Source organism: Streptomyces sp. SBT349, from assembly GCF_001083795.1.
In the GTDB taxonomy this organism is placed as follows: Bacteria; Actinomycetota; Actinomycetes; order Streptomycetales; family Streptomycetaceae; genus Streptomyces.
The window spans coordinates 1-8,718 of the sequence record NZ_LAVK01000310.1 but is presented as its reverse complement, the minus strand read 5'-3'; the positions used below and the strand labels follow the sequence as shown (position 1 = coordinate 8,718).

Sequence of the window (8,718 nt, the reverse complement as noted above, 5' to 3'; positions counted from 1 at the left end):
GGCCCCTTCCGCCCCTTCCGCCCCTTCCGTCACGGCCGCGGAGGCGGGGCCCGCCGGGCGGTGGCGGCTCGCGCCGCCGCTCACCGGCGCGATCGCCCTGGCGGCCGGCGCGGGCGCCGTCCTCTCCGGGGCTCCGCAGATCATCCTCACCTTCGCGTCGGGCACCTTCTTGTAGACGCGGTGTGGCCGGGGTCTGCCTGACAGAGGGAACGGAATTCCCTCGTATGGCGTTGTGCACATCGGGAGTGTCCACTGTAAGTGGAGAAACTCCGACATCCGGGTCCATCCGGGCACCCCCACACTGCGCCATCTGGAGGGCACACCGTGCACCGCCGGCACAACGGACTGAGGACTGCCGCACTGCTGGGCGGCATGTCCGCGCTGATCTTGGTCATTGGCGGCTTCTTCGGCCGGATGGGCCTGATCCTGGCCCTGGTGATCGCCCTGGCGACCAACGGCTACGCCTACTGGAACAGTGACAAGCTCGCCCTCCGCTCCATGCGTGCCCGGCCGGTGGGGGAGTTCGAGGCGCCCCAGCTCTACCGCATGGTCCGGGAACTGGCCGGGCAGGCGCGTCAGCCGATGCCGCGCCTGTACATCTCGCCCACCGAGGCGCCCAACGCGTTCGCCACCGGAAGGAACCCGAGGAACGCCGCCGTCTGCTGCACCGAGGGAATCCTGCGGCTGCTGGACGAGCGCGAGCTGCGGGGCGTCATCGGGCACGAGCTCAGCCACGTGTACAACCGGGACATCCTCATCTCCTCGGTCGCGGGGGCGATGGCCTCGGTGATCATGTTCCTGGTGAACTTCGCGTGGTTCATCCCCTTCGGCCGCGACGACGAGGAGGGGCCCGGCATCTTCGGGATGCTGTTCATCCTGATCCTCGGCCCGATCGCCGCCTCCCTCATCCAGCTGGCCGTCAGCCGCTCCCGCGAGTTCGAGGCGGACGCCTCCGGGGCCCAGCTCACCGGCGACCCGCTGGCCCTGGCCAGCGCGCTGCGGAAGCTGGAGATCGGCACCCAGCAGCGCCCGCTGCGGCCCGAACCGCAGTTGGAGACGGCGAGCCACATGATGATCGCCAACCCGTTCCGCAGGGGCGAGGGTCTGGCCCGGATGTTCTCCACCCACCCGCCGATGGCCGAGCGCATCACCCGCCTGGAGCGCATGGCGGGCAGCGGCAGGCCCTGACGCGGGCCCCCGCGGGTCACATCGGGGGTCCGTCGGGGACGTCCCTGATGCGCCAGGGGGCGGGGCGCCGTCATCCTGGGAGGGTGAAGACGCTTCTGAACGTGATCTGGCTGATCTTCTCCGGGCTGTGGATAGCGCTCGGCTATGCGGTGGCGGGGATCATCTGCTTCATCTTCATCGTCACCATCCCGTTCGGCATCGCCTGCTTCCGGATCGCGGGCTACGTGCTGTGGCCCTTCGGCTACCGGGTGACCGAGCGCCACGACGCGGGGCTGGCCTCCGGTGTGGGGAACGTGATCTGGCTGATCATCGCGGGCATCTGGATCACCATCGGCCACATCCTGGCGGGCATCGGCTTCTGCGCCACGATCATCGGCATCCCGTTCGGCATCGCCCACTTCAAGATGGTCCCGGTCTCACTGATGCCCCTGGGCCGCGAGATCGTGCCCACGGCGAGCCCCTATCCCAGCTACCGGTGGAACTGACACCGCCGGCGGTGAGGATCGCCCCTCCCGACCGGCGGCATCCGCCGGTGTCCGCCCGTCCCCAGGGTCCGAAGGGTCCGACCCGTGGGCAACGGGCGCGGGCACGAGCGCGCCGCCGCCCTCGCCCTGACCTGCCCCTCCTCCTCCCGCTCGCCGGGGCGGCGCCCGCGACCGCCACCCCTGCCCTCGCCCGTCCCACCGGGCGGCCTGCCACGGCCGATGATCCGGCCGTCTCACGCGAACTTCCGCGGCCCCCCGGCCCGTTCACCGCCTGGCCGGACCGCTCCGTGCGAGCCCAGGGCGACGCCGTCCCGGCCGACCGGACGCGGATCGGCATGGCCGGTCACTCGATCGGCGGTAACGCCACGGCCGTGACCATGGCGGCCGGCCCCCGCGTCCTGGCCGGGGCGAACCTGGAGGGGACGTGCCTGATGCCGGCGCCTCTACGGGTGGCGCCTCGACGCGCGCCGCCGCTGGGTGCCTCGTTACTGCGCCTCCTTCTGTTGCGCGGCGCGTCCGGCGGACCGGCGCTTGACGCGCTCGCGCAGCATGCGGATGCCCTCGTGGAGGACGGCGATGGTGAGGGCGAGGCCGAGGCCGAGACCGACACCCAGCAGGGGGTTCTCCTCGAAGGCGGCGCCTCCGAGGAAGCCGATGCCCGCCGAGTAGACGGCCCAGCTGATCGCCGCGATGGCGTCGTAGCGGGAGAAGTAGCGCAGCGGATATTTGGTGGCGCCGGTGGTGAGTGTGGCGGCGGTCCTGCCACCGGGGATGTAGCGCGCGATGATCAGTACGACCCCACCGCGCTTCTCCAGTGTCTCTCCCACCCGGTCATAGGCTTTCTGCGTGCGACTGCCCGGTTTTAGCCTGGAATAGATGCGTGTGCCAGATTTCCTGCCTATGTAGTACGAGATGTGGTCGCCGGTGAACGCGCCGAGGGCGGCGACGAGAATGATGAGGAAAAGGTTCGGATTGCCGTCTGCCGCCGCGAAGACCCCCAGAGTGACCACCAAGGTCTCACTGGGCACCACGGGAAAGAAGCCGTCGAGCTTGGCGACGGCGAAGAGTGCCAGGTACACCCAGGGGGTGGCGACAAAGCCTTCAATGGCCTGGAGGATCGCGTTGTCCACGGGTCAAGCCTAGGCAATGCCCCGCACGCCGCGGACCCACCCTTCGGCAACGGTCGGTCTTACTTTCGTCATGTTCTTGTCCCGGAGCCGCGGGTTCCTGGCGCGGAACCACCCCTTTCCGGCTCAGAGCCACCCGTTACGGCGGAACCCCCGGTACAGCGAGAAGCAGGCGATGAGGATCACGCCGATCACCAGCGGGTAGCCGAACTCCCAGTGCAGCTCAGGCATATGGTCGAAATTCATCCCGTACACACCGCAGAGCATCGTGGGAACGGCGATGATCGCGGCCCATGCGGTGATCTTGCGCATGTCCTCGTTCTGGGCGACCGTCACCTGCGCGAGATTGGCCTGAAGGATCGAGTCGATGAGGAAGTCGTAGCCCGAGACCTGGTCGGAGACCCGGTTCAGATGATCGGCCACGTCGCGGAAGTACCGCCCGATGTCCGGGTCGATCATCGGCAGTCCGCCCTCGGCCAGCTGCTGGAGCGGCCGGTCGAGTGGTGCCACGGCCCGCTTCAGTTCGAGCAGCTCGCGCTTGAGCTGGTAGATCTGCCCCGGGTCGGCCCTGCGCCCCCGGGCGTCGGCGAAGACCGACGCCTCCACCTCGTCGATGTCGTTCCGCACCTCCGCGGCCACGTCGAGGTAGTGGTCCACCACATGGTCGGCGATGGCGTGGAGGACGACGGAGGGCCCCTTGGCCAGGTGCGTGGGATCCGCCTCCAACTCCTCCCGCAGCGGCCCGAGCGACCCGTGGCCGCCGTGCCGCACGGTGACCACGAAGTCCAGGCCGACGAACACCATGATCTCGCCCGTGTCCACGACCTCGCTGGTCGCGGTGAGCTCCGCGTGTTCGACGTACCTGACCGTCTTCAGCACCATGAACAGGCCATTGTCATAACGCTCCAGCTTCGGCCGCTGGTGAGCGTGGACCGCGTCCTCCACGGCCAGCGGATGCAGCCCGAACAGGTCGGCGACGCCCGAGAACTCCTCCTCGCTCGGCTCGTGCATCCCCACCCACACGAAGCCGCCGCGCCCCTTGCGCACGGAGCGAATGGCCTCCTCCGGCCCCTGCTTCCCGTCCCGGCGCACGCCGTCGCGGTAGACCGCGCAGTTCACCACGGCACTACCCAGCGGGGAGCGCGCCGGATGGTCCAGGTCGACCTTTCCTCCGCCAAGACCCTTCACCGGCCTGCCCGGTCGCGGGCGTGCCTGGGCGAGCTGAACGGCCTTGCGGAAGTTGCGGAACAGGGACACAGGGGCTCCGGGGGGTCTCACCGATAGTTGACGAACTGCACCGCGAAGTCGAAATCCTTCTCCCGCACCAGCCGCTGGACCTCCTGAAGGGCGTCCCTGCTCTTGGACGTCACCCGGAGCTCGTCGCCCTGCACCTGGGCCTTCACGCCCTTGGGACCCTCGTCCCTGATCAGCTTCGCGACCTTCTTGGCGTCGTCGGTCGAGATGCCCTCCTTGACCGTGGAGTAGATGCGGTACTCCTTCCCCGACGCCTGCGGCTCCCCGGTCTCCAGCGCCTTGAGCGAGATGCCGCGCTTGACCAGTTTGGTCTGGAAGATGTCCAATACGGCCTTGGCCCGCTCCTCGGCGTTGGCCCGGATCTCGATCCGCTCCCCCGACCACGCGATCGAGGCCCCGACACCGCGGAAGTCGTAGCGCTGCGAGATCTCCTTGGCGGCCTGGTTGAGAGCGTTGTCGACCTCCTGCCGGTCGACCTTCGAGACGATGTCGAAACTGGAGTCAGCCATGGTGTGTCAGGCTCCTCACGCGTAGCGGATCGGGCAGGGTCGGCGCACAGCCTAGCCACCCGGAACGTCGATCCACCCCGGACAACCCGGTGGCGAACCACCCCCCAGCATCGGGTATCGTTTAGCGCGTTGCCAGGCGGTGTGCCCGAGTGGCCAAAGGGAGCAGACTGTAAATCTGCCGGCTCAGCCTTCCCAGGTTCGAATCCTGGCGCCGCCACAGCAAACAAAGGGCCCCTGACCTGCTGAGAAGCAGGTAGGGGCCTTTGTCGTCGCCGGGGTCCTCAGGTACCGGACTGTCTCACCTTGTGCCGTTCTTTCCCGCCCTCTACCAGCGTGTCTGGACCAGGCGCGGACCAGTCACGGGCGGCCGGTGGCCCGCTCGCTGAGGCGTGCGGAAATCCGGGCGTTGGCCGCGTCGTCGTTGTTGCTCACGAACTTGGCGTAGACGCGGAACAGCACGGTGACACTGTGCCCGGCCCGCTTCGCGACCGTCTGCGGATCCACACCCGAGCCCAGCCAGGTGGACACCGCAGTGTGCCGGAGGTCGTAGGGCCGTTTGGCGAGCAGGGACGCCGCTTCCGCCGGCGGCAGCGCTGCCTCCCTGGCCCGTGCCCAGACCTCGCCGTAGCCGCTTTCCTGAACCAGGCCACCGCGCAGCGTCCGGAACAGCCGCCCGTCCGGCTCCACGCCGTAGGCATCGACGTGCCAGCGGAGCAGGGCCACCAGCTCGGGCGGGATCGGGACCGGCCGCACGGCCTTGCGTGAGCGCTTCTTCAGGCCCCGCCGGTCGTGCGCCTGACCGTCGTCCGTCCAGGCCGCACCCACGCGTGGACGGGTCTCCTGAAGCCTCAGGACACCCCAGCCGCGGCGCGGCAGCGTGCAGTCCGTGAGCCGTAGTCCGACCACCTCAGCGGGCCGTGCAGCGGCGTAGTACATGCAGCCGAAGAACGCCACCAGGCGCCGGCCGCGCTTCCCCTGCGCCCGGACGCCAGCCAGCAGCTTCCGGGCCTGCTCGGGGTCCGGCACGCTTTCCGGGGTGACCTCTTCCTCCACCGGCTCAGGCAGGGACCAGCTCACGCGCGGCAGCGGATTGTCTGTCAGCAGCCCGGCGTCCACGGCGAACACGAGCGCGTTGTTGAAGATCGCTCGCTTGCGGCGGATGGACGACGCGGCGGCGGTGCCACCGTCGAGTTTCCTCTTGAGCCCGTCCAGCGTCTTCCGCACGGTCATCCGGTCTGCAAGGGCCGATGTTGGCAGTGACTTCCGCTCGAACCAGGTCAGGACCGCCCTGATCTCGGGCGGCGGCTCTTCCTCCCATCTGTTCTTGTTGAACGCCCAGCCGTAGAGCGCCGCCCTTACAAGGCGGACGTCAGCCATGCCCTTGGTGTCCTTGACGAGCACGGGCGTCACGGTGGCCATGGCTTCCGCCAGCGTCCGGCGCGTCGAGGCGGGCGCGTCCGGCCACTTCATCTCGATGTAGTTCCGCGCGTGCTGGTACCAGGAGATGTCTTCCCGCTCGCGGAGCATCGACTTCGGGAGTCCGGATTCCACATCGAACGGTTCGCCGGCGCGGGCCGCCGTCACGAGTTGGGCGCGTCGGCTCTCCGCCAGTCCCACGGTGAGGAAGGACTCCGAGTGCTCGCGCGTCCCCACCAACCAGCGCAGTTGGTACGGCAGTCGGCGCTCTCGCTTCCGGATCGCCCACACCTTGAAGGTGTAGCTCCATTGCCGTTCCACTACGCCACCTCCATCTCGCGGATGAAGGCGTCAAGGTCACTGCGGCGCACCCGAAGGTGCCCGCCGGGCGTGCGGTGGACCCGCGGGCACGCGCCGCGGTTGCGCCACCGGTACCAAGTTGCCCTGGTGATATCCAGCTCTTCGAGGACGACGGACAGAGGCAGCAGTTCGTCAGTAGACGCGCGGAGCCTGCTGGCATGCCTGCTCATGGGTGATGCCTCCTCAGCAGGTGCGTGGATGATGCGGACAGGGGCCGGGGCGCCGCAAAAACCGCAGAATCCGCAGAAACGCGAGACTGTGCGTCTGAGCTGTTGGGATGCCCCCATGCGGGCGGTGCCACGGAATGCATGGGAAGTGCCGCAGAAATGGGGTGTGACCGGGGGGTCGACTGCCCGGCGGGAATGGTGCTGTATTTGTGCGGCTGTTCCGCTGCCTTCTGCGGCAGTCGGCGGCGGGTGTCCGGTGAGGCGTTCCACTGCTGTTCACGGGGGGTACCGCTCGGTTTACGCGGTTTTTGCGGTTTCTGCGACAGGAGTCCGGTCACGGCTGGTCCTCCCACAGGTGCGGGTTGATCACATACCGGGGTGCGGGTGGACGACCGCGTCGGCCGGTGCGGGGTGGTGAGTCGGTGCGGAGGTAGCCGTGGTCTTCGAGCAGCTGCACAGCCGGTTCGAGGTCGGCCACTGTGGCGAACTCAGAGCGCGACAACTTGCTGAACAGGTCGCGTCGGCTGACCTCCGTCCATCGGTTGGCCTTGAACACGTCCAGGAGGGCGCGGGCGCGGTCAGTGGTGGGGTCGGCCCCCATGGCGTCGAAGACGGCCAAGGCATGGGCGGTGAAGTAGTCGCCGATGGTCACCGCGGCGTTCATGGTGTCGATGTCCACGGGGCGTGCGTGCGCGGCGTCGGGATGCTGCGCGAGGTGCAACAGTCCCGCGATGCGTGCGGTTGCCCCGGCGAGCTTCCCGGCCCATTTCTCGATGTGCTTGAGGGCACCGCGAGGCTTCATCTGGGGTTCAAGGCGTTCCTGAAAAGCGATGAGCACCCGGTCGGCGTCGGGGGTCAGCTGGATGACGGCTGGATCGGTCCAGTCGGCCAGAGACAGAGTCAGGTCGATGACGCGCTGACGGTAGGCACCCGCAACCTGCTCGGGCACCGGGTCGGTGATGATTTTCCGGTAGCCGACCAGGGAGAGCGGCATGGAGTACAGGAAGCGGGCCAGCAGGCCGCGGCCGTCGAAGCCGCGGACGCGTCCGATGTCGTCGAGGACCTGCGGCTGTACCGACAGGCCCATGGTCAGGGCCGGTCGGTCGATGTACTCCTTCCTCGTCTGCCGGTCCACCCTGAGCCGGTCTCCGGCGTGGCCTTTGAGGAAAGGTTCCATGTTGGGGGCTCCGGAGTAGCGTCCGGCGATGATGTCGAAGATGCCGCCCTCGGCTGACATCACGGAGATACGTCCGCCCTGCTCTGCCATGCGGGAGGTGACGGTCTCCGGGGTGGAGTCGTCGGCCAACAGTTGCGGTTCAGCCGGAATGGTCACCGCTTCGGCTGCTTGAGCCATGCCAACTGCTTCGGCGACCAACTGCTCGCGCTCATCGCCTTTCGCGGCAGCGGCTTTGGCCGCGGCCTTGTCGGCAGCGTCTCGCGCCACCCGAGCGGTCATCGACGCTTCCACGATCGCCCCGCGGCTGGTGTCCTTCAGCCGCTCCTCAGCCTCGAAGAGCGGTTCCGTCATCGCGGTGAACACGGCTGACTTCCGGTTGGCCGGGGGGAGCGCTACGACCGTGAACAGGTTCGTGGGCTCGCGCCAGTTGCCCCGGATGTGGACCACACTCCGGCCACCGGCGGCGGTCGCGAGCACGGACAGTGCCACGACGGCGGGGAGGTCGGGCGGGGTCTGCGTCTCTTCAGCGACCGCTTCGACGTAGGCGCGCAGCCACTCAGGCAGAGTGTCGGTGGGGAACGCGGGCAGCTGCCGGCGGCGGGTGAGTGGGATGGGCTCCTCCCACACCGGTTCCGCGTCCGGGGTCGTGTCGAGGGCGGGGAAGGCTTCCCACAGGTCCGCCGACGCGTGTTCCGCAGGTTGTGTGGTCATGCGGCGGCGCCCCGTGCGTGGGCACTGCGGCGGATGCCGTCACGGATGGTGGAGGTGACGCGGGCCGGGGCCAGTCCGGTGGACAGTCCGGCCTGGGTGAGGGCGTCGCTCACTTCCTGCTCGGTGAGGGTTCCGGCGGCGATGAGGCGTCCGAGGGCGTAGGCGGCGGCGTAGAGAGCCTGATTACGGCCGCCCTGGCGGGCGGACTGCACTTTCTCGACCTCGCCCGTCAGCGCTGCGGCCGTGTAGCGGTCCGCGCGTCCGATGCGGGCGCGCAGGGCGGCGGCGCTGATCGGGGGCGGGGCTGTCCCTTATACCCATCTG

The 8,718-nt window shown here is 68.8% G+C and carries 9 protein-coding genes and 1 tRNA gene; 3 read left to right on the top strand and 7 right to left on the bottom strand.

The window, feature by feature from the left end:
* Positions 1–324 precede the first annotated feature (324 nt).
* Both htpX and ADY01_RS28115 read left to right on the top strand, forming a co-directional pair.
* Positions 325–1,188, top strand: coding sequence for a zinc metalloprotease HtpX (gene htpX / locus ADY01_RS28120; protein WP_049579118.1), 864 nt, complete (start codon positions 325–327; stop codon positions 1,186–1,188).
* Between the two features lie 83 nt (positions 1,189–1,271).
* Positions 1,272–1,673, top strand: a complete 402-nt coding sequence (locus ADY01_RS28115; protein ID WP_049579116.1) for a YccF domain-containing protein — start codon at positions 1,272–1,274, stop codon at positions 1,671–1,673.
* A 485-nt stretch (positions 1,674–2,158) separates the two neighbouring features.
* On the opposite strand, the gene ADY01_RS28110 is transcribed toward ADY01_RS28115, so the two are convergent.
* The 3 genes from ADY01_RS28110 to ADY01_RS28100 all read right to left on the bottom strand — a co-directional run bounded on the left by ADY01_RS28110 (position 2,159) and on the right by ADY01_RS28100 (position 4,563).
* Positions 2,159–2,803, bottom strand: a complete 645-nt coding sequence (locus ADY01_RS28110; RefSeq protein ID WP_049579115.1) for a DedA family protein — start codon at positions 2,801–2,803, stop codon at positions 2,159–2,161.
* A gap of 123 nt (positions 2,804–2,926) precedes the next feature.
* A complete protein-coding gene (locus tag ADY01_RS28105; RefSeq protein WP_078900679.1) occupies positions 2,927–4,057 on the bottom strand; it encodes a magnesium and cobalt transport protein CorA in 1,131 nt (376 codons plus the stop codon).
* A 17-nt stretch (positions 4,058–4,074) separates the two neighbouring features.
* Positions 4,075–4,563, bottom strand: a complete 489-nt coding sequence (locus ADY01_RS28100; protein WP_049579113.1) for a YajQ family cyclic di-GMP-binding protein — start codon at positions 4,561–4,563, stop codon at positions 4,075–4,077.
* A gap of 135 nt (positions 4,564–4,698) precedes the next feature.
* Between ADY01_RS28100 and ADY01_RS28095 the strand changes: the two genes are divergently transcribed.
* Positions 4,699–4,780, top strand: a tRNA-Tyr gene (locus tag ADY01_RS28095).
* A gap of 140 nt (positions 4,781–4,920) precedes the next feature.
* Here the strand turns inward: ADY01_RS28095 and ADY01_RS28090 are convergent.
* From ADY01_RS28090 to ADY01_RS28075, 4 genes are all read right to left on the bottom strand, one after another.
* A complete protein-coding gene (locus ADY01_RS28090; RefSeq protein WP_049579111.1) occupies positions 4,921–6,300 on the bottom strand; it encodes a tyrosine-type recombinase/integrase in 1,380 nt (459 codons plus the stop codon).
* Positions 6,300–6,509 (bottom strand): helix-turn-helix transcriptional regulator, encoded by a 210-nt coding sequence (locus ADY01_RS28085; protein WP_049579109.1) that lies wholly within the window; start codon positions 6,507–6,509, stop codon positions 6,300–6,302. Before ADY01_RS28085 ends, ADY01_RS28090 begins: the two co-directional genes overlap by 1 nt.
* A gap of 331 nt (positions 6,510–6,840) precedes the next feature.
* Positions 6,841–8,394 carry a YfjI family protein gene (locus ADY01_RS28080; RefSeq protein ID WP_049579108.1) on the bottom strand — a complete coding sequence of 518 codons (1,554 nt, stop codon included), beginning with the start codon at positions 8,392–8,394 and terminating at the stop codon, positions 6,841–6,843.
* Positions 8,391–8,606, bottom strand: coding sequence for a hypothetical protein (locus ADY01_RS28075; protein WP_049579106.1), 216 nt, complete (start codon positions 8,604–8,606; stop codon positions 8,391–8,393). The genes ADY01_RS28080 and ADY01_RS28075 overlap by 4 nt, the downstream gene beginning before the upstream one ends.
* Between the last annotated feature and the right edge of the window lie 112 nt (positions 8,607–8,718).

Excerpts from the sequence above, each read along its gene's own strand:
- ADY01_RS28080 (WP_049579108.1), bottom strand. The coding sequence starts at position 8,394 with ATGACCACACAACCTGCGGAACACGCGTCGGCGGACCTGTGGGAAGCC.
- ADY01_RS28085 (WP_049579109.1), bottom strand. The coding sequence starts at position 6,509 with ATGAGCAGGCATGCCAGCAGGCTCCGCGCGTCTACTGACGAACTGCTG.
- ADY01_RS28100 (WP_049579113.1), bottom strand. The coding sequence starts at position 4,563 with ATGGCTGACTCCAGTTTCGACATCGTCTCGAAGGTCGACCGGCAGGAG.